Below are 23921 nucleotides of genomic sequence, written 5' to 3'. Positions count from 1 at the left end.
TCGCAGCCGCCACCGATACGCGACCGACACGCCGCCTACAGCGCCGCGGCCACCGCGTCCACGAATCGCGCGTGCCCCCGGTGACTGCACGGTGCCTCCGGATTCCAGGCCACGGTGCGCACCCGCTCCTGGAGCGCGCGCCAGTGGCCGTCGCTCCGCAGCGCGTCGGGCGCCGCCGCGTTCGCCCGTACGTCCCCGAGCACGATGTCCGGCTCCATCGCGCGCGCCTGAGCCCAGTCGGTCGTGCACCAGTTGCCGCCCGCACCGTGGCCGGGATCGAGCAGATCGACGCCGAGGGCCGACAGCGCCCGCAGATCGGGCCAGGTGCCGGGCCGCGCCAGATGTACGGTGCCGGGCCCGGCGGCCGACAGGGCGAGCACCCGGGCGGCGGCGGGCCGCGCGGTGAGCGTACGGAGGCGGGCCTCGGCCCACGCCAGGTCCTGCGTGTCCGGCTCGTCCGGCGCGCCGAGCGACCGGGCGAGCGCCGTGAACCGGTCCCTGATCCCGTCCAGGGGGCGGTCCTTGCCCACATCGATGACGACGACGGGCACCCCCTCCTCCAGATGCTTGGCCGCCTCCGGATCGATGCCGTAGATCTGCCCGCCGCCGTAGCTGACGGCGACCAGCAGATCCGGTCCGGCGGCGAGGACGGCGTCCGGATCGACCGAACCGCCGGCGCCGAAGTCCCGGATCGAGCCGAGCGGCAGCCCGCCCGCCTTCGCGGGGTCGGGGGAGTCGCCGTCGTGGTGGGAGCCGAAGACACCCAGGGGCCGCAGACCGTGGTCCCACAGGGTCGCGCCCGTCTGTATGTAGGCGACCACCCGGTCCGGGCGGCGGGACGCGACGGTGAGATGGCCTCGGTCGTCCGTGAACTCCCAGCTGCTGTACGGGGACATGGTGTCGCCTCGTTCCGCTCTCGTGGTGCGGTGCCTGAGTGTGACCCTGCCCGGCGGCCGGCGCCGGAGCATCCAACCGTACGCCGGTCAGGGCTCGATGAGACCGGCCCTGATGGCGTATCGAGTCAGTTCCACCCGGTCTTTGAGCCCCAACTTCTGGAGCAGATTGGCCCGATGGCGCTCGACCGTCTTGGCGCTGATGACCAGCAGGTCGGCGATCTCCTTCGACGAGTGGCCCTCGGCGACGAGTTTGAGGATCTCCTCCTCCCGTACGGTCACGGCCTTCTCCGGGACGCTGTCGCCCTGCCGCACCCGGTCCAGATAGTTGCGGATGAGCGCGGTCACGGCACCCGGATAGAGGAACGGCTCGTCGCGCATCGCCGACCGGCACGCCTCCAACAGGTCCCGGTCGGCGACCGACTTGAGCACATAGCCGCTGGCGCCGCACTTCAACGCCTCGAAGAAGTACTGCTCGTTGTCGTACATCGTCAGGATCAGGATGCGCGTGTCCGGGAGCAGCCTGGAGAGTTCACGGGCGGCCTGGAGGCCGGTCAGCCTCGGCATCGCGATATCGAGAATGGCCAGATCGGGACGGTGTTCGCGGGCCAGCTCGATGGCCTCGGCGCCGTCGCCCGCCTCCGCGACCACGGTCAGGTCCGGCTCGCCGTCGAGGATCAGCCGCACCCCGCGCCGGACGAGCGCGTGGTCGTCGGCGAGGAGGATCCGGGTCGGCCCGGACGCGGGAACGGTGTCGGTGTCGGTCATGGCGGTCAGTGGCTCCCGTTCGTGAGTTGTCCGGCGACCGGTGCGACGCGAGTGGCGGGGACGTGCAGCCGTACCTCCGTACCGCCGCCCGGCACATCACCCACCGACACCTCGGCGCCGATCAGCAGCGCGCGCTCGCGCATGCCCCGGATGCCGGCGCCCTCCGGCGCCGTACCGATTCCCCGTCCGTCGTCCCTGACCAGCAGTTCGACGCCGAGCGCGCCGTGGTGCAGCGCCACGGCGACCTGTTCGGCCCGCGCGTGCCGGACGATGTTGGTCAGTCCTTCCTGGGCGACCCGGTAGAGGACCAGCTCGACCTCCTGGTCCAGCGCGGGGAGATCGCCGTCGAAGCTGCGCCGGAGGGTGAGGTCGGTGTGGGTGGTGGTCTCGTTCGTCAGCGCCTTGAGCGCGCTGATCAGCCCCAGTTCCTCCAGCACGCCGGGGCGCAGCCGGCGGGCGATACGGCGGATCTCGTCCAGGCTGTCCCTGGTGGTCTCCTGCACCTGGAGCAGTTCGTCGCGCAGCGGCTCGGGCACCCGGTCGGCGACGCGCCGCAGTTCGAGCAGCACGGCGGTCAGCGTCTGGCCGATCTCGTCGTGCAACTCCTGGGCGATCCTGCGCCGTTCGGCCTCCTGCGCGGAGAGCGCGAGCGCGCTGCTGGCCGCGCGTTCGGCCTCCAGCCGGTCCAGCATCGTGTTGAACGTCCTGATCAGTTCGGCGATCTCGCCGTGTCCCGACACGACCGGCCGGGGGCCCGGACGCAGCAGATCGGTGGTGGTCATCGCGCGGGTGAGCCGTTGCAGCGGGCCCAGTCCCACCCTCAGCAGCGCGGCGTTCGCGATCAGCATGGCGGCCAGCCCGGCGGCCATGATCATCGCCTCGGTGAGCAGGACCGGCGTGGAGACCGTGACGGGACCGAGCAGCAGCAGCGCGGTCGCCGCGAACAGCACGGCGGCGTTGAGCAGGAAGATGCGCCAGAACAGGGACACGGAGTACGGCCTCCTCGGGGTGGTCCTCCCACTATCGCCCGTACGAGCCACCACTCCCCGCCACCTCGGGGCGCCCGCATGTCCCTCACCGGCGGATACATGTCCCACGCCCCCGGATATGGGTGCCGGCACCGATGGTGACGGTGCCGTGCGGCGGGTGATCGTGGACACACAGGTGTCCCGGGGAGGAGGTCCCATGCACGCCCCCGACGAGGACCGGCTTCTCGACGATCTCGCCGACCGGCTGCGGTACGACGATCCGCGATTCGCCGCCGCCTTCGAACGCGGTCTGCCCTGCCGCCCCCGTGAGTACCGGCGCGGCGCCGCGTGGCTGACCCTCGCCGCCGGACTCGCGCTGCTCGGGGCGGGCATCGTCATAGGACACGGGCTCCTGCTCGCCGGCGGTCTCGTGGTGTCCGGCGCGGCCGGGCATCTCTTCGACCCGAACCGGGAGCGGATAAGGCGCGGCACCCCGCCGCCGACCTGACGCAGAGCCCTCAATAACGGTACGAATCACCGCAATCGGCCCATTTTCTTTTACGTTAAAATAGCTAATGAGTTGCCGTCGCACGGTTGCGTGCCGGGCTGCTCATTGCCGATCGGTGGTCGAGGCGGAGGGGCGGCTCATGGACGAGCGCACCCGTACTCCCTTAGAACCGGTCCTGTCCCGGCCGGCCGCCGGCGACTGACGGGCCCCCGCCGCGCCGGATGGTGGAGAATTCCCCCGGCCAGGGGCCGCGCGGCCCACCCACCGCCAACGCATGCCCGCATGCCCGCATGGAGCGCCTTCCTATGGAGCACACCGCTCACGTCAGCAAGACCGCCCTGCCCGGGGTCGGTACCCGCTACGACCTCAACACCGACTCGGGCCGTCATATCTCCGTCGTGGTGCACCAGGACGGGCGCCGCATCGTCGCCTTCCACGACCCCGAGGACGACGACAACTGCAAGGATTCCACCCCGCTCGCCCCGTACGAGGCGACAGCGCTCTCCAAACTCCTGATGCCGGACCCGGTCGGACATCTGCATCAGCATCTGGAGATCGACCTGGTCACGGAGCACATCCCGATCACCAAACGCTCCCCCTTCGCGGGACGCACGCTCGGCTCCACCCAGGCCCGTGCGCGCACCGGCGCGTCCATCGTCGCCGTCCTGCGCCGTACCGACGCCGTCCCCTCACCCACCCCGGACTTCCGCTTCGCACTGGGGGACACGCTCGTCGTCGTCGGCACCAGGGAAGGCGTGGACGCCGTCGCAGAACTGATCACCGGAGGATAATCGCCCGTGCACGACACGACCGCGCTGCTCATCGAACTCGGGGCCGTCATCCTCGGCCTGGGCCTGCTCGGCCGGCTCGCCGGGCGGGTGGGCTTCTCGCCCATCCCGCTCTATCTGCTGGCGGGACTCGCCTTCGGCCACGGCGGTCTGCTCCCCATGGCGGCCAGTGAGGAGTTCATCGCCACGGGCGCCGAGATCGGTGTCATCCTGCTCCTCCTCCTGCTCGGGCTGGAGTACAGCGCCTCCGAACTCGTCACCAATCTCAAGACCCAATACCCCTCCGGCATCGTCGACTTCGTACTCAACGCCCTGCCCGGCGCGATCGCCGCGCTCCTCCTCGGCTGGGGCCCCGTCGCCGCCGTCGCGCTGGCGGGCGTCACCTGGATCTCGTCGTCCGGCGTCATCGCCAAGGTGCTCGGCGACCTCGGCAGACTCGGCAACCGCGAGACCCCGGTCATCCTCGGCGTCCTGGTCATCGAAGACCTCGCGATGGCCGTCTATCTGCCGCTGCTCACCGCGCTGTTGGCCGGACTGAGCCTCGCGGGCGGCAGCCTCACGCTGCTCATCTCGCTCGGCAGCGTGGGCCTCGTCCTGTACGTCGCGCTGCGCCACGGCCGTCTCATCAGCCGCGCGGTCTCCTCCGACAATCCGGAGATGCTGCTCCTGGTCGTCCTCGGGCTCACCGTGCTCGTCGCGGGCGTCGCCCAGGAACTCCAAGTCTCCGCCGCCGTCGGCGCGTTCCTCGTCGGCATCGCGCTCTCCGGGGAAGTCGCCGAAGGCGCCCACAACCTGCTCGCGCCGCTGCGCGACCTCTTCGCCGCCGTCTTCTTCGTGTTCTTCGGTCTGAACACCGATCCGGCCGCGATCCCGCCGGTGCTGGTGCCCGCCCTGATCCTGGCCGTCGTCAGCGCGCTGACGAAGATCGCCACGGGCTGGTACGCGGCACGCAGAGCGGGCGTCAAGACGGCGGGCCGCTGGCGGACCGGCGGCACCCTCGTCGCACGCGGCGAGTTCTCCATCGTCATCGCGGGTCTCGCCGTCGGTGTGGAGCCCCGGATCGGGCCGCTGGCCACCGCGTATGTGCTGATCCTGGTCATCCTCGGGCCGCTGGCGGCCCGTTGGACCGAACCGCTGGCCCGCCGCTTCACCCGGAAGTCGCCGCCGAAGGCGCCGCCGGTCACCGAGAAGTCCGGTACCGAGAAGTCCGACGCCGACAAGTCCGGTGGTGAGGAGTCCGGCACGGGCACGTCCGCCACGGAGACGCCCGTCCTGCCGGGGACACCCGACACGGCTCCTTCGCACGGCTGAGGCCCCGGACACGCCGAGGGGGCGTGGAGCGCGCGTCACGCGCTCCACGCCCCTCGGGTGCGGTGGTACGAGCCGTCAGACCCCGACACCGAAGTCGGCGGCGATGCCGGACAGGCCACTCGCGTAACCCTGGCCGACGGCGCGGAACTTCCACTCGGCGCCGTTGCGGTACAGCTCGCCGAAGACCATCGCGGTCTCGGTCGCCGCGTCCTCGCTGAGGTCGTAGCGGGCCAGCTCGGCGCCGCCGTCCTGGTTCACCACGCGGATGAACGCGTTGCGGACCTGGCCGAAGCTGTGGCCGCGGCTCTCGGCGTCATGGATCGACACCGGGAAGACGATCTTCTGGATCTCGGCCGGCACGGCCGCCAGGTTCACCTTGACGACCTCGTCGTCACCCTCGCCCTCACCGGTCAGGTTGTCACCGGTGTGCTCCACCGAACCGTCGGGGCTCTTGAGGTTGTTGTAGAACACGAAGTTCTGGTCGGTGCCGACCTTCCCGGCCTCGTTGACCAGCAGGGCGCTGGCGTCCAGGTCGTAGTCGGTACCGGTCGTCGTGCGGACGTCCCACCCGAGACCGACCAGGACGGCTGTCAGCCCCGGCGCCTCCTTGGTGAGCGAGACATTGCCGCCTTTGGACAGGGAAACTCCCACGCTGCTCCTCCTGAGTTGAGCTGGTGACCGTAACAAAAATCTACAACACTGTAGAAGTGTGTGCGGAGCGGCGGAGCTGCCACGCCGGAGCCACGCCGTAGGTGCGCCGGATGGACCCAGGCCGCACGCCGGGAACGGAGGGAGACGGTGTGGAGGGAGACGGTGTGAGGGAACGGATCGGTGGGGACGACGGCATGGACGGGCGCCCGCGCCGGCGCGGCCAGGGCGAGCTGGAGGCCCAGGTGCTCGCCGTACTGCGGCAGGCGCCCGGACCGGTCAACGCGGGCTGGGTGCTCGACCGGCTCGGCGGGGATCTGGCGTACACCACGGTCATGACGATCCTGACCAGGCTCCAGGCCAAACGGGCGGTCACCCGCGAGCGGGTGGGCCGGTTCTTCGAATGGTGCGCGACCTCCGACGAGGCGGGGCTCGCCGCCCTGCGGATGCGCCGGGTGCTGGACGCCGAGTCGGACCGCGAGGCGGTGCTGGCCCGATTCGTCACCACCCTCTCGCCGGACGACGAACGGCTGCTGCGCGACCTCCTCGGCCTGCCCGAGGACGGGGTGGAGGACTGACCGGATGGGAGTGTTCGTCCTGCTGCCGCTGCTGCTGCCCCTGTCCGCGCTGCCGATCGCGCGCCTCGCCGAGCGGCATCTCCATCCCCGCGTCGCCACCCGGCTGTTGTCGGCGCTGGCCGCCGTCCTCTCGCTGTGCAGCACGGTGTGCCTGGGACTGCTGGTGTTCGTCGGCACGGTGCAACTGCCCGGCCATCCACTGCCCGACGCTTGGGCCGACCGGGAGACTCCGACCACGCCGTACGAGGAAGCGGCGGGCAAGGGCGCCGTCGTCGCGCTGCTCGCCGTGGCGGTGGCGTGGTCGACCGCCGTCCGCAGACACATGCGGGTGCGCCGCCAGGCGGAGCACGCGCTGACCGGGGTGCCCGGCGGCGAACTCGCCGTACTGACGGACGAGGCGGCGTACGCGTACGCGCTGCCGGGCGCACGGAGCCGGGCCTCCCGCGACGGCGGCGGCGGCGGCGTCCAAGGGGGCCGGATCGTCGTCTCCACGGCCATGCTGGCGTGCCTGGACGCCGGTGAACGCGCGGCGCTCGTCGCCCACGAACGGGCCCATCTCGCGGGGCGCCACCATCGCTATCTGCTCGTGGTCCGCTTCGCGGCGCGGGCCAACCCGTTGCTGATGCCGTTGCGCTCGGCCGTCGCCTACACGACGGAGCGGTGGGCGGACGAGGAGGCGGCCCGGGTGACGGGCGAGCGACGGGTGGTGGCGCGTGCCATCGGCAAGGCTGCGCTCGTCTCGCGGGGCACGCCCACCCCGACGCTGGCCGGGTTCGCGGCGCCGGGACCCGTGCCGCGCCGGGTGGCCGCGCTGCTGGCGCCCGCTCCGGCGCCCGTCGGCTGGCCGCCGGTGTTCACCGCGGTGGGTCTGGCGGCCTGGGCGGCGGCGGCCGGGACACTCGGATCGGCGCTCTCCTCGGCGAACGCGACGGTCACGCTGTTCCTGCTCCTGAAAGCGGGGCCGCTGTGACAGCGCCGGCCGGGCCGCAGAGGCGGCCCGGCCGGCGACGAGCGGAACGGATCCGACGGATCTAGACGTCGAACTCCTGCGGCTGGAGGTCGAGCGCGAAGCACGCCTCGCGTACGATCGCCCGCTCCTGCGCGTCGAAGTTGCCGTCGGCGCCGCCGATGACGATGCCGATCTGGACGACGGCACGGGCCTCGGTCGGCTTCTTCTTCGCCTTGGCGACTTCCTGGAGCACATTGACCTTGCCGAGCGCCGGGTCGGCGAGGAGCTGGTTCAGGTAGTCGTCAAAGCGCTTCTGAAGATCGGCGGGCGGGAAGTTCCGCAGCACGTCGTTGGTCGTGATCAGCTGCGTGACGCGCTGGCGCTCGGCGTGGTCGATGGCACCGTCCGCCGCCGCGACCAGGGCGCACATCGCCATGCTGGCGTCCCGGAACGAACCGCTCTTGAGGTCGTTCTTCTTCGCCTCCAGCTGGGTCTGCATCGTCTGGGCGGATTCCTTGATGCGATCCCACAGGGCCATGAGTGCTCCGTATGTCTCGGGCTGCCCGTACCGGGGGAAGGGGTGGCACGGACAAGTCTCTGTTTCTACAGTCATGTAGAAGTTATCAGGTCTCCCAAGTCCCGTCCGTGCTCACCGCGATGAGATGCCATGCGATGCACGCAGCTGCGCGACGATGCGCTCTAGGCTCCGTCGGGTCCGGCCGGCGCGGCGCTGGTCTCGCGGAGCGCCTCGGTGAGCCAGTCGACCCACAGCCGCTCCAGATCCATCCCGGCACGCAGCACCAGATGCCGCAGTCGGTCGGCCTCCGTCGGCTCGCCCGCCGTCCCGGTCGTCGTCCCGCCCGTCTTCCCGGTCCGGCGGCCGAAGTCCCGCGCCTCGATGTCCGTGTAGTCGGCCAACTGCCGCTCGTGGAGCGCGAGATGGCGGCGCAGCTCGTCGGGGAGTCCGTCGGTGCCGACCACCGCCGCCGCCCGCATCCTCAGCAGCAGCGGGTCCCTGACCGGCTTGGGATCCTCCCTGCCCGACACCCACCCGGTCAGCTCCTCACGACCGGCCGGCAGCACCTCGTACTCCTTCTTCCGCCCCCGGGCGGGCCGCTCCGCCGCCAGGGCGCGGATGCATCCCGACCGCTCCAGCCTCCCCAGCTCGCGATAGATCTGTTGATGCGTCGCCGACCAGAAGTAGCCGATCGAGCGATCGAAGCGGCGGGCGAGTTCCAGGCCCGACGAGGGTCTTTCGAGGAGGGCGGTGAGGATGGCGTGGGGGAGCGACATGACGGCATCCTAGAAGTTCGGGCCCGCCGCCAACTGCCGCTCAGATGGCGGCGGCGAGCCGCGTTCCCTGGTCGATCGCGCGCTTGGCGTCGAGTTCGGCGGCGACGTCCGCGCCGCCGATCAGATGCGCCGAGGCACCGGCCGCGCGGAGCGCGTCGTACAGCTCGCGCCGTGGCTCCTGCCCCGCGCACAGGACGACGGTGTCCACCGGCAGCACACGGGAAGTGCCTTCGACGGTGAGATGCAGCCCCTCGTCGTCGATACGGTCGTAGACGGCGCCCGCGACGGTGGTGACTCCCCGGTGGCGCAGCTCGGTGCGGTGGATCCACCCGGTGGTTCTGCCGAGTCCGGCGCCGACCTTCCCCGGCTTTCGCTGGATCAGGTGGACCGTCCTCGGCGATTTGGGCCGTACGGGCTCCCGCAGACCGCCGGGGGAGCGGTAGTCGGTGTCGACTCCCCACTGCCGGAAGTAGGCCTCCGCGTCCAGGCTCGCCGACTCGCCGCTGTCGGTGAGGAATTCGGCGACGTCGAAACCGATGCCGCCGGCGCCGATGATCGCCACGCGCTCACCGACGGGGGCGTCGCCGCGCAGCACATCGAGATAACTGACCACGCGCGCGTGGTCGACGCCGGGGATCCCCGGCGTACGCGGGGTGACGCCGGTCGCCACCACGATCTCGTCGTATCCGGCCGTGCCGCCCGTCAACTCGTCCACCGTGACAAGGGTGTTGAGCCGTACGTCCACCGCGAGCCGGGCGAGCCGGCCGCGGAAGTAGCGCAGCGTCTCGTCGAACTCCTCCTTGCCGGGGATCCTTCTCGCGACGTTGAGCTGCCCGCCGATCTCGTCGGCCGCGTCGAACAGCGTGACGTGGTGCCCGCGTTCGGCGACGGACACGGCGCAGGCGAGACCGGCGGGACCGGCGCCGACGACGGCGATCCGCTTGGCGCGCCGGGTGGGGGAGAGGATCAGCTCGGTCTCGTGGCAGGCCCGGGGGTTGACGAGGCAGGAAGTGATCTTCCCGCTGAACGTGTGGTCCAGACAGGCCTGGTTGCAGCCGATACAGGTGTTGATCGTGTCGGCTTCACCGGCGCGCGACTTCGCGACGAACTCCGGATCGGCGAGGAAGGGGCGGGCCAGGGAAACCATGTCGGCGCGCCCGTCGGCGAGCAACTCCTCCGCCACCTCGGGGGTGTTGACGCGGTTGCTCGTGATCAGCGGTACGGAGACCGAACCCATCAGCGCCTTGGTCACCCAGGTGTACGCGCCGCGCGGCACGGACGCGGCGATGGTCGGGATCCGCGCCTCGTGCCAGCCGATCCCGGTGTTGATCAGCGTCGCGCCCGCCGCCTCGATCCGCTCGGCCAGCGTGACGACTTCGGCGAGCGAGGAGCCGCCCGGCACCAGGTCGAGCATCGACAGCCGGTAGATGAGGATGAAGTCGGGGCCCACGCGCTCCCGTATCCGGCGGACGATCTCCAGCGGGAACCGGACGCGGTTGTCGTAGCCGCCGCCCCACCGGTCCTCGCGCCGATTGGTCCGCGCGGCGATGAACTCGTTGATGAGATAGCCCTCGGAGCCCATCACCTCGACGCCGTCGTAGCCGGCCAGCCGCGCCAGTTCCGCCGCCCGTACGAAGTCCTCGATCGTCTCCTCCACCTCGTCGTCGGTGAGGGCGTGCGGGACATGGGGGCTGATCGGCGCCTGGAGCGCGCTCGGCGCCACCAGGTCCGGATGGTAGGCGTAGCGCCCGAAGTGCAGGATCTGCATCGCGATCCGGCCGCCGGCGGCGTGCACCGCCGAGGTCACCTGCCGGTGCCGATCGGCCTCCGCCTCGGTCGTGAGCCGGGCGCCGCCCTCGTACGGGCGCCCCCGGTCGTTGGGCGCGATGCCGCCGGTCACGATCAGGCCGACGCCGCCGCGTGCGCGTTCGGCGTAGAAGGCGGCCATGCGGGCGAAGCCGTTCTCGGCCTCTTCGAGGCCGACGTGCATCGAGCCCATCAGCACCCGGTTGGGCAGGGTGACGAAGCCCAGGTCGAGCGGGCTGAAGAGATGGGGATACGGGTTCGGGGACGGGCTCATGGGGGGCTCCTCGCGCGGTGGCTACCCACCAGTAGTAGCCCCGGCGGGACACTTTGTGCAACCAGGTGCACAAAGTGTGGCCCGTCTCTCCTCGCGTACCGCCCCCGAAGGTCCGAAGGTGCCGTCAGACCTTGCGGTAGCTGTACGCCTCCACCGCCGCGGCCTCCACCGCGTCCAGATCCGCGCCCGCCGACGCCGTGACCACGGCCGCGACCGCGCCCTCCACGAACGGCGCGTCCAACAGCCGTGCGCCCTCAGGCAGTTCCTCGCCGTCGGCCAGCATCGACTTGACGGTCAGCACGGCACTGCCGAGATCCACCAGGACGGCGACACCCGCACCCCGGTCCACCTCGGCGGCGGCCCCCGCGATCAGCTCGGTACTCGTACCGAGACCACCGTCCGGAGTGCCACCGGCGGCGGCGACCGGAGCGGTCGTGTCACCACCCGCCAGCCCGACGGCCAGCTCGGCGACAGCCTCCGCGACCGCCCGGCTGTGCGACACGAGCACGATGCCGACCGGTGTCTCGATACTCATGCGCCCGCCGTGTCGTCGGTCCCGCCTTCGCCCGCCGTCGCCGCGAGGGCCGCGATCAGCAGCGCGGAGGACGTGGCCCCCGGGTCCTGGTGCCCGATGCTCCGCTCGCCGAGATAGCTGGCCCGGCCCTTGCGTGCCTGGAGCGGCACGGTCGCCACCGCGCCCTCCTGCGCCGCGGCGGCGGCAGCGGCGAACGACGTACCGAGCGCCGCCACGGCGGGCTCCAGCGCGTCGAGCATCGTCTTGTCCCCGGCCTTCGCGCCGCCCAGCTGCGCCACGGCGGCGACCCCGGCGCCCAGGGCCTCGGCCAGCTGCGCCGGCGTGACCTCGGCCGAATCGGCGAGCGCCCGGCCCGTACGCCGCAGCAGAGTGCCGTACAGCGGTCCGGAGGCCCCGCCCACGGTGGAGATCAACTGCCGCCCCGCGAGGGTCAGTACGGCGCCGGGCGTCTCCGGCGACGCCTTCTCCAGCTCCGCCGTCACGGCCCGGAAGCCACGCTGAAGATTGCTGCCGTGGTCGGCGTCGCCGATCGCCGAGTCGAGCTCGGTGAGACGGTCCGCCTCCCGTTCCACGGAGGCAGCCGCCGTGCTGAGCCAGCGGCGGAAGAAATCGACGTCGAGCACCGGCTCGGAATCCTGGTCGGACACAAGGTCTCCTCGAAGAGCGTCGGGCGTACGGGTCTGAGCGTCTGCCGGGTCAGCGGCCCCAGCGCAGTGCGGGCGTCTGCACCGGAGCGTCCCAGAGCCTCAGCAGATCCTCGTCGACCTGACAGAGCGTCACCGAGCATCCGGCCATGTCGAGCGAGGTCACATAGTTCCCGACGAGCGTACGGGCCACCGAGACGCCCCGCTCGGCAAGCACCCGCTGCACCTCGGCGTTGAACCCGTACAGCTCCAGCAGCGGCGTCGCCCCCATGCCGTTGACCAGCGCGAGCACCGGACCCGACGGGCGCAGATCCTCCAGCACCGCGTCGACGGCGAAGTCCGCGATCTCACGCGAGGTCATCATGGCGCGCCGCTCACGTCCCGGCTCGCCGTGGATCCCGATGCCCAGCTCCAGCTCACCGTCCGGCAGATCGAAGGTCGGGCTGCCCTTGGACGGGGTCGTCACGGCGCTGAGGGCGACACCGAAGCTGCGCGCGCTCTCGTTCACCTGCCGGCCGATCGCCTCGACCCGCTCCAGCGACGCGCCCTCCTCGGCGGCGGCGCCGGCGATCTTCTCGACGAAGAGCGTGGCGCCCGTCCCGCGCCGGCCCGCCGTGAACAGACTGTCCGTCACGGCGACGTCGTCGTTGACCAGCACCTTGGCGACACGGATGCCCTCGTCCTCGGCCAGCTCGGCCGCCATGTCGAAGTTGAGGACGTCCCCGGTGTAGTTCTTGACGATGAACAGCACCCCCGCCCCGCTGTCGACAGCGGCGGCGGCCCGCACCATCTGATCAGGTACGGGGCTGGTGAAGACCTCACCCGGACAGGCGGCGGAGAGCATCCCGGGCCCCACGAACCCGCCGTGCAGCGGCTCATGCCCGGAACCGCCGCCCGAGACGAGCCCGACCTTTCCCTCGACCGGGGCGTCGCGGCGTACGACCACCCGGTTGTCCACATCCACGGCCAGCTCGGGATGCGCGGCGGCCATCCCACGCAGCGCGTCGGCGACCACGGTCTCCGGGACATTGATCAGCATTCTCAACGGGTCCTCCTCGAAAGATTACGAGCCAGGCTCCTGAGCTGGTCTCTACCAGGTCAGTCGGTGTGCGGTGGACCGTGCGCCCTGGCGGTCGGTGGTGCTCCCCGGCGGGGGTGTTGCTGACTTCACGCTGACGTACTGACGGGTGATCAGGCCTGCCTCAGCCTGGTCCCTTCCCCGTGCAGGGCGCTCTCAGTATCGAAGAGACGGGCGTGATCGAGAAGCCTGGCGCGCGGGCGTCGGCCGCGCGGGGGTGGCAAGTTTCCGCGAGATTTCGCGGTGCCCGCTTGCGCCGGCCTTCAGGGGGAGGCCAGGACATGGCGGTCGCGGCTCGCGCCGAAGGCCGCGACGGTCTGGGCGGCGAGCACGGCGAGCAGCACGGCGACCGGCAGCGACCATCGCCCGTGCGCGCCCCGGCCGGTCCGGGAAGCGTTGGCTCCGGGGCACCGAAGGGCGGGCCGCTGGGGCCTGATGGGTGGGTGGGCTGTTCATGCCGTCCACTCTCGGACGGAGCCGGGATGGCGGGCTACCGATAGATGAGGGAATGAGGGAAACCCGCCATCTTGATCTCGCGGAACACGGCCGTATCGTCCTGACGCACGGACAGCGGCTGCCCACCCACGCCCATGACCGCGCTCACCTGGTCTACTCGGCCACCGGCGTGCTGTCCGTGACCACCGCCAGGGGTACGTGGATCGCTCCGCCGACCCGGGTGGCGTGGACGCCCGGCCGCCCGCGCAACCCGCCGTGCTCACCGTCTCCGGTCTCGCCCGCGAAGCTCTGCTCGCCCTCACTGCCGAGGAGGCGGACACCGACGGGCGGGCGCCGGAGGCGGTCGAGCGGCTGCACGCGGTCGTCGTCGACGAACTCACCGCTGCGCCCGAGCAGCCGCTGCATCTGCCCGAGCCGGCCGACGACCGGCATCCTCTACGCCGACCCTGCCAATCAGCAGACACTCGCCCAGCTCGGCGCGCGCGTCGGGGCGAGTGAACGTACGCTCAGCCGGCTCTTCGGACAGGAACTCCGGATGAGTTTTCATCAGTGGCGCACTCAGCTACGCGTCCATCACGCGCTCACCCTGCTCGCCGCGGGGAAGTCCGTCACCGACACCGCTGTCGCCTGCGGCTGGGCCAATCCGACGAGCTTCATCGAGGCTTTCGCCGCCCTCGTCGGCGAGACCCCGGGCCGCTACCGCAACCGTTGACTCCCGGCTCCCCGCCGATACGCGGCCCGGTTCACCGGGCGGCTCTCGCCCCTGAACAGCGCGGTGACCAGCCCCTGTTGTCCCTGAACCGGGCCCGGTCCATGGCGCTGCCGCCGATTGGAACGTTCAAACCCTTGACGGGCCTCTCACCGAGGCGACACGATCTTCTCGCCACCGGGACGTAAGTGATGCCGGGGCACGGGGATTCTCGCTGCCCCCTCGGGCCTCACGGCCCAGCGCGGGTCCTCGCCGTTCCGTCCCGTTCCGTCTCGTCCCGTAGTTTTTCGCCCCCAACGAAAGGCCGGTACGTCCATGTCCCCCCACTCCCTCCGACGCCGGACCGGCGCGGTCCTCGCGGCATTCGGCGTCGCGGCCCTGTCACTCGCGATGGGCGCCGGCCCCGCGCAGGCGGCCCAGCCGTCGGCCGACGCGGGCAGCGCCTTCGTCACCTTCACCAACAACAACGACGGCGGCGTGTACACCTGCGAGATCACCATGCCCACCGGCATCGGCCACCCGCCGACCCAGCCCCACCAGCTCTCCTGGCGGTCCGTCGTTGTCTGCGGCGTGGTCGTGCGCATGTACGGGGTGAGCGCCTCGTACGTGTGGGGCAGCGACATCGCGTACTACCCCGGCAGCACCTACGACATCACCGGCACCATCGCCGAGACGGTCGGCCGGGTGAACGTGCCCCCGGGCGCCTGGGGTCTGAACAGCAACGCCATCATCTTCACCCCGGCCGGCTACACGGCCACCCCGGGAAGCGGCTGCGCCACCGTGGCCCCCGACCAGACGAAGTGCACGGCCACCGCCGGACCGATCATGGTCAGCTAGGGGGTGTGTCCTCCTCGTTGGGAGTCCGGCGAGGAGGGCTGACCCGCTTCGTAGCCCTCGCCGCCACGCTCACCTCGGGGAAGAAGCTCGTCATGTGGCGTTCTGACGCAGGAAGGCCTCAAGCCGTTCGGCGAAGCCCGTTGCCGAGGCGACGAAGTGACCGGCGCCCGGACGCACGGCGCGTTCGCCGCTGAGCGCATCCGCGAGTGCGTCGCAGATCCGCTCGAACGCGGCCACATGGTCTCCTGACGCGACGAGCACCGGGACGCCGGCGTCCCGGATCGCGTCGAGCCGTGGACGTGCCTCGCTCGTCGGCCGGGCACCGTGCGCCCGTCGGACCCCGGCGACCACGCCCCGAGGGAGCGGTCCGTCGCCGATGGGCGCACCGGTGAGACGGAGGAACGCACGCAGTTCGGCCGGGGCGGTGTCCATACCGTGGGCGAGGACCGTATCGCCGAGGCGTTCGAGCCGTGCCGCCTCGGGATCGTCAGGCACAAGGTAGTTGAGCGGCGGCTCGATCAAGGTGAGCGAGCGCACGCTGTCCGGCGCGGCAGCAGCCGCGATCAACGTCCCGAGCGTGCCGTAGGAATGGGCGACGACGTGCGGGCGGCCGGCCAGCAGCGGCGCCAGGTCCAGGGCGTCCACCGCGAAGTCCTGCCGCTCCCGCGGCGGTGGGCTCGGTGGATAGCCGCGGCGGTGGACGTGTGCCAGCGTCCACCGGTCGGCCAGTGGAGCGAGAGCGCCCCATGTGGTCCGCGGGCCGGCGCCGCCGTGCACCAGCAGGATCTCCGGCCCGGAGCCGTCACGTACCACCACGATCTCGCTCACGAGGCGAGCGTAACGGCCGACGGTGGGGCACGATCCCCCAGCGCGAGGCCGCCGACGAGCGCGCCGACGGAGACGGTCGCCCGGAACGACGCGGTGAACAGGACCGAGGACGTGCCTGTACGGCGACGACCGCCGCACAGGCACCCCGGGTCTCCCGGTCTCAGCGGCCGGTCAGCAGCACGATCTGATTGCCGCTGACCGGTGCGGTACGGGCGTGGGCCAGCAGCCCCGCGAGGCCCGCCGACGCCGACGCGCTCGGCTCGACCCCGTAGCCCGTCAACAGGGCCTGGGCGGCGAGCAGTTCGTCGTCGGTCGCGGCGTGCGCCGCGCCGCCCGAATCGCTGATCGCGGTCAGCGCCTCGGGACCGTGCAGGGCGTGCCAGTTGACCAGGGGCTCGTTGTGCTCCGTCGTGACGACGGAGTGGCTCGGCAGGGTGCGGTAAGGGCCCGGCCAGCTCGTCACGATCGGGTTGTTGCCCGGGGAGCCGACGGCGTGGAGGGCCACCGGCCAGCCCAGGGCGCGGAGTTGGCGACGGGCGGCGACGATCGTCGTGCCGTTGCCGACCGGAATCCACAACGCGGCCGGGACAGCGCCCAGTTCGTCGTGCAGGGACTGGACGACATGGCCGTGGCCCTCGAAGATCGCGTCCTTGCAGGGGCCGTCGACATTGCCGTCCAGCGCCCCCTCCGCGCCGGCCACGCGATGGGACTCCTCGACGGCGTCCTCGTAACCGCCCCGGACATACCGGATGTCCGCCCCCGACGTCGCCGCGACGGCGCCCCCGTCGCTCCACTCGGCGGGCAGCACCACGGTGCAGCGCAGGCCCGCCGCCGCGCACGCCGTCGCCATCGCGCGGCCGTAACTGCCGCACGATCCCACGACGATCCGGTCATGGCCCTCGGCGACGGCGCGGGCCACGACCGCGCGCGCCGCCGGTTCCTTGTGGCTGCCGGAGGCGTAACGGCTCTCGTCCTTCAGGAAGACACGGACGCCCGGCAGCAGGCCGTCCGCGACGATCAACGGGGTCAGATACGGATCGGTGGGTGCGACGGAGGTCGGAGGCAGCACGGAAGCGTTTCCCTTCACCGGGTACGGGCAGCGAGCAGTTCGTCCGCTTCGCGCTGGAGGTCGTCGCGCGTGCCGATCTCGGCGGGCGGTACGGCGTCGGGCATCTCGTCCTCGATCAGCCGCAGCCGGTCGTTGAACCAGCCGCGGACCGCCCACGCCAGTTGCAGCGCGCCGCTGACGACGATCAGCAGGGCGAGGCCCCGCCCCGGACCCTCGGATTCGAGCAGTGGCTGGACATAGCGCTCGGCCAGCGGGCCGACGACGAGATAGCCCAGCGGCATCGTCAGCATCATCAGGGTGATGAACAGGGACAGGACACGGCCCTGGAGTTCGAAGCCGACCTTGCTCTGCACGACCGCGATCCAGTGGCCCTCGGCGAGGGACTCACCGAAACCGACGAGGAACATCCCGGCGATGATCAGGGCCGGGACGGTGGAGATGCCGACCAGGACCATCGCGACGCTGCCGATCCCCATCGAGATCAGCATCCCGTGGGTACGCCGGGCCGTACCGCCCCACAGGCCCATCAGCACACTGCCGGTGATCCCGCCGACGCCGCCGGCGCCCAGTGCCATGCCCAGCACCGACGCGGACTGCTCCAGCAGGAGCATCGGCGTGATGACGGCGAAGCCCAAGGTGTAGAAGGCGTGGTCGATCACGAAGAACCGCAGCGCGGCCCGCATACCCGGCCGGCGGGTGATGTAGCGCCAGCCGTTGCGGATCTCCGTACGGAAGGTCTCCTCACGGCGCCGGAACATGAGATTCGGGAAGCGGACGAACAGCAGCGTGAGCGCCCCGACGGCGAACGTGCCCATGTCGACGAGGAGCACGCCGTCGATGCCGATCGGTCCGATGAGCGCGGCGCCGAGCATGGGCGAGAACACCAGCCCGACACCGACACCGAGTTGACCGATTCCGGCGGCGTGGCCGAGATAGCGCTTGGGCACCAGCTGCGCGACCGCCGCGAGATAGGCCGGCCGCTGGAACGCCCCGGCCACCGACGTCACCGACACGACCAGATACACATGCCACAGATGCAGGCCGTCGCTCTGCATGAGGACGACCAGGGCCGCCATCGAGAGCCCGGCCGTGCTGTCGCTCGCCAGCATCACCTTGCGGCGGTCCCACCGGTCGGCGACGGTGCCGGCGATCGGTCCGACGAGGATGCCGGGCAGCAGCCCGATCGCGCTCACCACCGCGAACGAGGTGAGCGAGCCCGTCCGTTCGAGCACCCAGATGCTCAGCACCAGGGTGCTCAGCCCGCTGCCCATCATCGACAGCAGCTGACCGAACGCGATCAGCGCGAACTTACGCAGATCCGGCGCTGTCTCCGGCGCCTCGCTCCGTACCTCGGCGGGCGGCGGCGGGGCGGGCTGCCGAGGCTCCGCGCCCGAGACGAAGTCGACCAGGGCCCCGGCCAGCGGCTCCGAATGACTCTTGACGAAGAAGTGCCCCGCACGTGGCAGAACGGCGAGACCCACCTCGCCGTCGGTGAAGTGCTCCCATTCCCGGCGGCGTTCCTCGTAATGCTCGGTGACCCGGTCACGGGCGCCGACGACCGTCAGCACCGGGGCCTTCAGCGGCAGATACGGCTCCCGGTACGCGGCGGTGAAGTACTCCTCCGCGTCGCGGGCGTCGTGCCGCACGTTGCGCAGGACGAAGGCCTCCTGCTCCTCGTCGTCCAGATCCGTGAAGCCGCCCCGCGCCCGGAGATAGGCCAGATACTCGCGGTTGGAGGTGAAGCGGTCCACCGGCACATGCCGGTAGATCCAGTCGAAGAGCCGTCCGGGCAGCCGGGCCGTCGGGAATCCCGCTCCGAGCGCGACCCCCGCCAACCGCACACCCGCCGCCTCGGCACGCCGCGCCACCTCCACGGTGAGCGCGACACCGAGGCAGTGGCCGTACAGGACGACCGGGCCGTCGATCGCCCGCATCTCCTCGACGATGCGACCGGAGACGACGTCGATCGGCTCCAGCTCCTCGTCGGGTCTGGACCGGTCGTGGCCCGGCAACTCGACCGCCCGCAGCGCCCAGTTCGACGGCAGCGCGTCGGCGAGCGGCTGATACGCGATCGCGCTGCCACCGGAGTAGGGCACCGCCACGACGGTGTGCCCGCCGCCGGGCACATCGGCGTCCGTCGCGGTGAGCCGGTGCAGCAGCCGCTGGTCGCCGGGCGTGGTCCCCGCGCGCGCGTCGAGCTGTGCGGCCAGCCGGCGGATGGTGGCGTACTGGTAGAACTCGACCAGGGAGGGCGCCGGTTCGATGCACCGGACGACCTTGAGAGCCGAGAACGAGTCCCCGCCGAGGGCGAAGAAGCTGTCGTCGACGCCGGGCTCGGGGATCTTGAGGACATCCGCCCAGACCGCCGCGATCCGCTTCTCGGTGTCGGTCCGCGCCGGTGCCACGGCGGACTTCGGGCCGCCGCCGGCCGGGGCGGGCAGGGCGCGCCGGTCCAGCTTCCCGTTGGGCGTCAGCGGAAGTGCGGGCAGGGTGAGGATCCGGGCCGGAACCAGATGGGCCGGCAGCCCCGCCGTGAGGCTCTCGCGACAAGCCGCCTCGTCGGCGTCCGTCCCGTCTCGGGTGACCACATACCCGACGAGCTGTGTGATACCGCCGCGCGGCTGGTACGGGGCCACCGCGCACGCCGCCACCCCCGGCAGCGTGCCGAGCCGGGCCTCGATCTCGCCGAGTTCGACCCGGTACCCGTTGATCTTGACCTGGTCGTCGAGCCTGCCGAGGAAGTCGACCGTGCCGTCGGGACGGAACCGGGCCGAGTCGCCCGTACGGTACATCCGGGCACCGGGCTCGCCCGGATACGGATCGGGCACGAACCGCTCGGCCGTCAGCTCGGGCCGGTCGTGATAGCCGGGTACGACGCCGAGCCCGCCCAGATACAACTCGCCCACCACGCCCACCGGAACCGGCCGGCGGTGCGCGTCCAGGACATAGACCCGGTTGTTCGGGAAGGGCCGTCCGATCGGCAGCGGCGCGTCGTCCGCGAGATGGCCGACCGGGCCTTCGAAGTAGACGTTGTCGACGGTGACCTCGGTGACGCCGTACGAGTTGACGACACGGTTGTCCGGGCCGACGAGCCGCCTCGCCAGCGCGTACTCCTTGACGTGCCATTTCTCCCCGCCGCCGATCAGCAGGTGCACGAACCGCAGGTCCGCCCCGCTGCTCTCGGTGTGGTCGAGGAGCGCGCGCAGCACCGCGGGCACGAGTTCGGTGCAGTTGACCCGCTCGGCCCTCATCAGCGCGTGGAGGGCGGCCGGATCGAGCAGCGTCTCGCGCGGGGCCACCACCAGCCGGCCACCGCTGAGATGCGCTCGCAGCGTCTCGCCCACGAACATGTCGAAGGAGAAGCTGGCCGCCTGGAGATACGTCCACTCCGGGCGCAGCCGGTACGCCTGCCGCCACATGGCGGCGGCGTGGACGAGGTTGCCGTGCGTGACGACAACTCCCTTGGGCCGACCGGTGGATCCCGAGGTGTAGATGACGTACGCCGGATCGTCCGCCGAGTTGCACGGGGGCAGATCGCCGTCGTCGTCCGGGAGACCTCCGGCGAGATAGTCCCCGTTGATCACGACGGTCGGCGCGCTGTCGGCCAGCATGTACTCCAGCCGGTCGGCGGGATAGGCCGGATCCAGGGGGACGTACGCGCCGCCCGACTTGAGCACCGCCCACATCGCGACGAAGAGTTCGGCCCCGCGATCCAGGTTGATCGCCACCCGGTGACCCGGCAGGACCCCCTCCTGGCGCAGTCTCCGGGCCAGCCGGTTGGCCCGGCGGTTCAGCTCCCCGTAGCTGAGGGTGTCGCCCCCGACGGTGAGTGCGGGCGCGTCGGGCGCCGACGAGACCAGGCCTTCGAAGAGTTGGTGTACGGCGGTGGCGTCGGGCAGCGGGGCGACGACGTCGTTCCACTCGTCCACGATGCGTCGGCGCTCGCCGTCGGTGAGCATCGGCAGCATCGTGACCGGGGTGTTCGTCGTACCCGTCGTACCAGTCGTACCCGTCGCCGCGTCGAGCAGCGTCAGCAGGTGGTCGAGAAACGCCTCGACGCGTGCGCCGTCGAAGAGTTCGGCGGCGTAGTCGGCGTTCAGCACCGCCCCGTCGACGGGAAAGTCCAGGCCGATCGAGAGATCGACCATGGTGGCGGCCGGCGGCACCTCGCCGGCGTACCGCACGATCGGGTCGTCGGACGCCGGGGTGTTGTGCACGGTCAGCATGACCGGGCTCAGGCGTTTGGCACCACCTGGCCGGTCCAGGGCGTCCACCAGATCGGGCAGCGCCAGCTGCTGGCGGTCGAGGTCGCCCAGCACCGCGTCCCGTACCCGCGCCACGAGTTCGGCGAACGACGGATCACCCGACACGTCACCGCGCAACGGCAGGACGTTCAGCGCGGGTCCGATCAGCGAGGCCAGCTCACCGGTGGAGCGCCCGGCCACCGGCGAGAGGACGGTGACGTCGGCACGCCCGGTGTACCGGCGCAGTACGGTCTGGAGCCCGGCCAGGACCACCATGAACAGGCTCGCCCGCTGCTCGGCGGCGTACGCGCGCAGCCGGCCCAGCAGTTCGGGATCGAGCGGCCGGCTGACCCGCCCGGCGGCGTACGAGGGGACGGCGGGCCGGGGCCGGTCGGTGGGCAGCTCCAGATCGAGATCGGCGCCGTCGAACCGGTCCCGCCAGTACGAGACGAGTGCGGCGTCACTCTTCGCCTCGGCGCTGCGGGCGGCGAGGTCCGGCGCGGCGCCGGCCGGCGGCAGACCGGGCGCCTCGGCCGGGCCCGTACCGTCGCGCGCGGCCCGGTACAGCGCGGCGAGTTCCCGCCCCAGCACGCCCGCCGACCAGCCGTCGAAGGCGAGGTGATGCACGATCACGACGAGTGTGTCGCCGTTGAGGAAGGCGTGCGCGACCGGGCCGTCCCGGAAGTCGACACCCGCGCGATCGGGCTCGCCCAGAGTCAGCGGGATCCGTGCGGCGGGCTCGACGACCATGCTCGGCTCGGCGCCGTCGTCGGGGAAGCGCGCTCTCAACATCGGGTGCCTGCGGGAGAGTTCGGCGAGCGCGGCGGTAAGGGCCGTGACGTCGACCGGTTCCGCCCAGCGGTACCGGATGCCCAGCGTGTACACGGGCAGATCGGCGCACAGCTGCTCGGCGATCCAGTAGTCGCGCTGCATCGGGCTGAGCGGGTGCGGGACCCGCTCAGCGAGCGTGGCGACGGCGGATTCGGCCGTCGCCGCAGATCCCGCGGATCCCGCCGTCCCCGCCGCGCTGTCGATCAGCCGGGCGAGCGCGCCGACGGTCGGATCCGCGTACCACCGGGTGAGGGTCAGCTCCGCGCCGTGCCGCTGCCGCAAGGCGGCGATGAGGCGTACGGCGTCCAGGGAGTCGCCGCCGAGGGCCAGGAAGTCGTCGGCCGCGCTCGTGACGGGGGCGCCGAGAACCTCCCCCATCAGCGCGGCGGCGCTCCCCTCGGCCCCGGCCGGCGCGGCGTCCGCGGCGTGCTGCCGCGGCACCTTCGCCGCCAGCGCCACCTTGTCGATCTTGCCCTGCGGGTTCAGCGGGAACGCCGCGTGCCGGACCAGCGCCGCCGGTACGAGATGGGCGGGCAGGATCTCGGCGAGGGCGCCGCGTACCGCCGCGAGATCGGTCGTAGGACGGGTCGCGTCGCCGGAGACGACGACATGGCCGATCAGCCTGGCGCGGCCCGTCGTCCCGTCGACCAGCACCACGGCGTCCGTGACACCGTCCAGGGTGCGGAGCGTCGCCTCGACCTCCGCCGGCTCGACCCGGTGCCCCCGGATCTTCACCTGGTCGTCCAGCCGTCCCAGGAACTCCAACTGCCCGTCGGGGGAGCGGCGGACACGGTCGCCCGTGCGGTACTCGCGGCCCCGGCCGGGCGTGGTCGTGAAGCGCTCGGCGGTCAGCTCGGGGCGGTTGAGATAGCCGTCGACGACACCGATACCGCCGATCAGCAGCTCACCGTCGGCACCGATCCGGCAGGTCACACCCGGGTGCGGAAGGCCGATCGGGACCACGTCCCCCGGCCCGCCCGACCACTCGGTCACATCCGCCGCCGTGGCGCCCACCGTGGTCTCGGTCGGGCCGTAGGTGTTGAACAGCCGGGCCGCGCCGCCCACCGCCGCCTGCCAGCGGCGTACCGCGTCGGGCCGCGCGGTCTCGCCACCGATGATCACGCACCGCACGGCGGCCGGAAGCGCGGTCTCGCCCCGGTCCAGGGCGGCGACCAACTGGTGCCAGTACGCGGTCGGCAGATCCAGGATGGTGATCCCGAGCGCGTCGCAGCGGTCGAAGAACAGGTCCGGCCTGCTGATCATGTCGTCGTCGCGCAGCACCAGCGTGGCGCCCCGGAGCAGCGGGCAGAAGACCTCCTCGACGCTGGTGTCGAAGCTCAGCGAGGCGAACTGAAGGATCCGGTCGCCCGGCGCGAAGGAGAACCGGTCCGCGAACGCGGCGGTGAAATCGCGCAGTTGACGGCGGCCGACCAGAACACCCTTCGGCCGGCCCGTCGAACCGGAGGTGAAGATGACGTACGCGGGATCTTGCCGGGACACGGCGTCGTCCAACGGCACCACACCGTCGGCCGTGATCAGCGCACGGGGCCGGGTCTCCTCGATCATCAGGGCCAGCCGGGCCTCCGGATAGACCGGGTCCAGCGGCACGTAACCGGCTCCGGCCCGCAGCACCGCGAGAAGGGCCACGATCGCGTCCCGGCCGCGTGGCAGCCGGATGCCGACGAGATCGCCCGGCCGCACGCCGGCGTCGGCCAGCCGGTCCGACATCTCGGCGACCAGGTCGAACAGAGCTTCGTAGTCCAGCTCGCCGGTCGCGTCGACCAGTGCCACCTCGTGCGGGGTGCGGGCCGCCTGCGCGGCCAGGGACGACCAGACGTCGCCGTCCACGGTGGACGGCGGCGCCTCGTGGGTTCGGGTCACCCGGATCTCCTCGGTTCTCACAGCT

Annotated in this window: 19 protein-coding genes and 1 pseudogene; 7 read left to right on the top strand and 13 right to left on the bottom strand. The window is 71.6% G+C overall.

The genetic code is table 11. The annotated features are described in order from the left end of the window. Nucleotides 1–35 precede the first annotated feature (35 nt). From ACFYNU_RS07635 to ACFYNU_RS07625, 3 genes are all read right to left on the bottom strand, one after another. Nucleotides 36–896: an ABC transporter substrate-binding protein gene (locus tag ACFYNU_RS07635; RefSeq protein ID WP_356585063.1), complete on the bottom strand. Its 861-nt coding sequence runs from the start codon at nucleotides 894–896 to the stop codon at nucleotides 36–38. A gap of 87 nt (nucleotides 897–983) precedes the next feature. Continuing rightward, nucleotides 984–1661, bottom strand: a complete 678-nt coding sequence (locus tag ACFYNU_RS07630; RefSeq protein WP_356585062.1) for a response regulator transcription factor — start codon at nucleotides 1659–1661, stop codon at nucleotides 984–986. Between the two features lie 5 nt (nucleotides 1662–1666). Beyond that, nucleotides 1667–2650 carry a HAMP domain-containing sensor histidine kinase gene (locus ACFYNU_RS07625; RefSeq protein WP_356585061.1) on the bottom strand — a complete coding sequence of 328 codons (984 nt, stop codon included), beginning with the start codon at nucleotides 2648–2650 and terminating at the stop codon, nucleotides 1667–1669. A gap of 196 nt (nucleotides 2651–2846) precedes the next feature. Here ACFYNU_RS07625 and ACFYNU_RS07620 point away from each other — a divergent pair, with 196 nt between their 5' ends. The 3 genes from ACFYNU_RS07620 to ACFYNU_RS07610 all read left to right on the top strand — a co-directional run bounded on the left by ACFYNU_RS07620 (nucleotide 2847) and on the right by ACFYNU_RS07610 (nucleotide 5236). Next, on the top strand, nucleotides 2847–3137 hold the full coding sequence (locus ACFYNU_RS07620) for a DUF3040 domain-containing protein (protein WP_356585060.1): 291 nt from the start codon (nucleotides 2847–2849) through the stop codon (nucleotides 3135–3137). 305 nt (nucleotides 3138–3442) lie between these two features. Continuing rightward, nucleotides 3443–3928, top strand: coding sequence for a cation:proton antiporter regulatory subunit (locus ACFYNU_RS07615; protein WP_078078737.1), 486 nt, complete (start codon nucleotides 3443–3445; stop codon nucleotides 3926–3928). A gap of 6 nt (nucleotides 3929–3934) precedes the next feature. Next, the gene (locus tag ACFYNU_RS07610) at nucleotides 3935–5236 is read left to right on the top strand and encodes a cation:proton antiporter (RefSeq protein WP_356585059.1); all 1302 of its coding nucleotides are present in this window, start codon (nucleotides 3935–3937) and stop codon (nucleotides 5234–5236) included. Nucleotides 5237–5311: 75 nt separating this feature from the next. Here ACFYNU_RS07610 and ACFYNU_RS07605 read toward each other — a convergent pair whose 3' ends face one another. Beyond that, the gene (locus ACFYNU_RS07605) at nucleotides 5312–5887 is read right to left on the bottom strand and encodes a TerD family protein (RefSeq protein WP_356585058.1); all 576 of its coding nucleotides are present in this window, start codon (nucleotides 5885–5887) and stop codon (nucleotides 5312–5314) included. Nucleotides 5888–6081: 194 nt separating this feature from the next. Between ACFYNU_RS07605 and ACFYNU_RS07600 the strand changes: the two genes are divergently transcribed. Together ACFYNU_RS07600 and ACFYNU_RS07595 are read left to right on the top strand one after the other, a co-directional pair. Beyond that, complete coding sequence (locus ACFYNU_RS07600) at nucleotides 6082–6462, top strand: BlaI/MecI/CopY family transcriptional regulator (RefSeq protein ID WP_356585161.1); 381 nt, start codon at nucleotides 6082–6084, stop codon at nucleotides 6460–6462. 4 nt (nucleotides 6463–6466) lie between these two features. Continuing rightward, nucleotides 6467–7432 carry a M56 family metallopeptidase gene (locus ACFYNU_RS07595; protein WP_356585057.1) on the top strand — a complete coding sequence of 322 codons (966 nt, stop codon included), beginning with the start codon at nucleotides 6467–6469 and terminating at the stop codon, nucleotides 7430–7432. A 61-nt stretch (nucleotides 7433–7493) separates the two neighbouring features. Here ACFYNU_RS07595 and ACFYNU_RS07590 read toward each other — a convergent pair whose 3' ends face one another. The 6 genes from ACFYNU_RS07590 to dhaK all read right to left on the bottom strand — a co-directional run bounded on the left by ACFYNU_RS07590 (nucleotide 7494) and on the right by dhaK (nucleotide 13008). Beyond that, a complete protein-coding gene (locus tag ACFYNU_RS07590; RefSeq protein ID WP_356585056.1) occupies nucleotides 7494–7949 on the bottom strand; it encodes a tellurite resistance TerB family protein in 456 nt (151 codons plus the stop codon). 161 nt (nucleotides 7950–8110) lie between these two features. Next, nucleotides 8111–8704 (bottom strand): PadR family transcriptional regulator, encoded by a 594-nt coding sequence (locus tag ACFYNU_RS07585; RefSeq protein ID WP_356585055.1) that lies wholly within the window; start codon nucleotides 8702–8704, stop codon nucleotides 8111–8113. A 40-nt stretch (nucleotides 8705–8744) separates the two neighbouring features. Beyond that, nucleotides 8745–10784 carry an NADPH-dependent 2,4-dienoyl-CoA reductase gene (locus tag ACFYNU_RS07580; protein WP_356585054.1) on the bottom strand — a complete coding sequence of 680 codons (2040 nt, stop codon included), beginning with the start codon at nucleotides 10782–10784 and terminating at the stop codon, nucleotides 8745–8747. Nucleotides 10785–10908: 124 nt separating this feature from the next. Then, nucleotides 10909–11319: a PTS fructose transporter subunit IIA gene (locus ACFYNU_RS07575; protein ID WP_356585053.1), complete on the bottom strand. Its 411-nt coding sequence runs from the start codon at nucleotides 11317–11319 to the stop codon at nucleotides 10909–10911. Further along, nucleotides 11316–11942, bottom strand: a complete 627-nt coding sequence (gene dhaL / locus ACFYNU_RS07570; RefSeq protein ID WP_356585160.1) for a dihydroxyacetone kinase subunit DhaL — start codon at nucleotides 11940–11942, stop codon at nucleotides 11316–11318. The genes ACFYNU_RS07575 and dhaL overlap by 4 nt, the downstream gene beginning before the upstream one ends. A 73-nt stretch (nucleotides 11943–12015) precedes the next feature. Beyond that, nucleotides 12016–13008, bottom strand: a complete 993-nt coding sequence (gene dhaK / locus ACFYNU_RS07565) for a dihydroxyacetone kinase subunit DhaK (protein ID WP_356585052.1) — start codon at nucleotides 13006–13008, stop codon at nucleotides 12016–12018. Between the two features lie 541 nt (nucleotides 13009–13549). On the opposite strand from dhaK, the pseudogene ACFYNU_RS07560 reads away from it, so the two are divergent. Both ACFYNU_RS07560 and ACFYNU_RS07555 read left to right on the top strand, forming a co-directional pair. Then, a pseudogene (locus tag ACFYNU_RS07560) lies at nucleotides 13550–14209 on the top strand (AraC family transcriptional regulator). Nucleotides 14210–14521: 312 nt separating this feature from the next. Next, nucleotides 14522–15043: a hypothetical protein gene (locus tag ACFYNU_RS07555; protein ID WP_356585051.1), complete on the top strand. Its 522-nt coding sequence runs from the start codon at nucleotides 14522–14524 to the stop codon at nucleotides 15041–15043. A gap of 90 nt (nucleotides 15044–15133) precedes the next feature. On the opposite strand, the gene ACFYNU_RS07550 is transcribed toward ACFYNU_RS07555, so the two are convergent. The 3 genes from ACFYNU_RS07550 to ACFYNU_RS07540 form a co-directional block, all read right to left on the bottom strand. Next, entirely contained in the window at nucleotides 15134–15871 is a 738-nt protein-coding gene (locus ACFYNU_RS07550; protein ID WP_356585050.1) for an alpha/beta fold hydrolase, read from the bottom strand. 160 nt (nucleotides 15872–16031) lie between these two features. Beyond that, complete coding sequence (locus ACFYNU_RS07545; RefSeq protein ID WP_356585049.1) at nucleotides 16032–16940, bottom strand: pyridoxal-phosphate dependent enzyme; 909 nt, start codon at nucleotides 16938–16940, stop codon at nucleotides 16032–16034. A gap of 14 nt (nucleotides 16941–16954) precedes the next feature. After that, nucleotides 16955–23896 carry an amino acid adenylation domain-containing protein gene (locus tag ACFYNU_RS07540; RefSeq protein WP_356585048.1) on the bottom strand — a complete coding sequence of 2314 codons (6942 nt, stop codon included), beginning with the start codon at nucleotides 23894–23896 and terminating at the stop codon, nucleotides 16955–16957. Between the last annotated feature and the right edge of the window lie 25 nt (nucleotides 23897–23921).

Origin of the sequence: Streptomyces sp. NPDC006643, from assembly GCF_042870175.1 — a bacterium.
In the GTDB taxonomy this organism is placed as follows: domain Bacteria; phylum Actinomycetota; class Actinomycetes; order Streptomycetales; family Streptomycetaceae; genus Streptomyces.
This window is presented reverse-complemented; position numbering and strand designations above follow the sequence as displayed.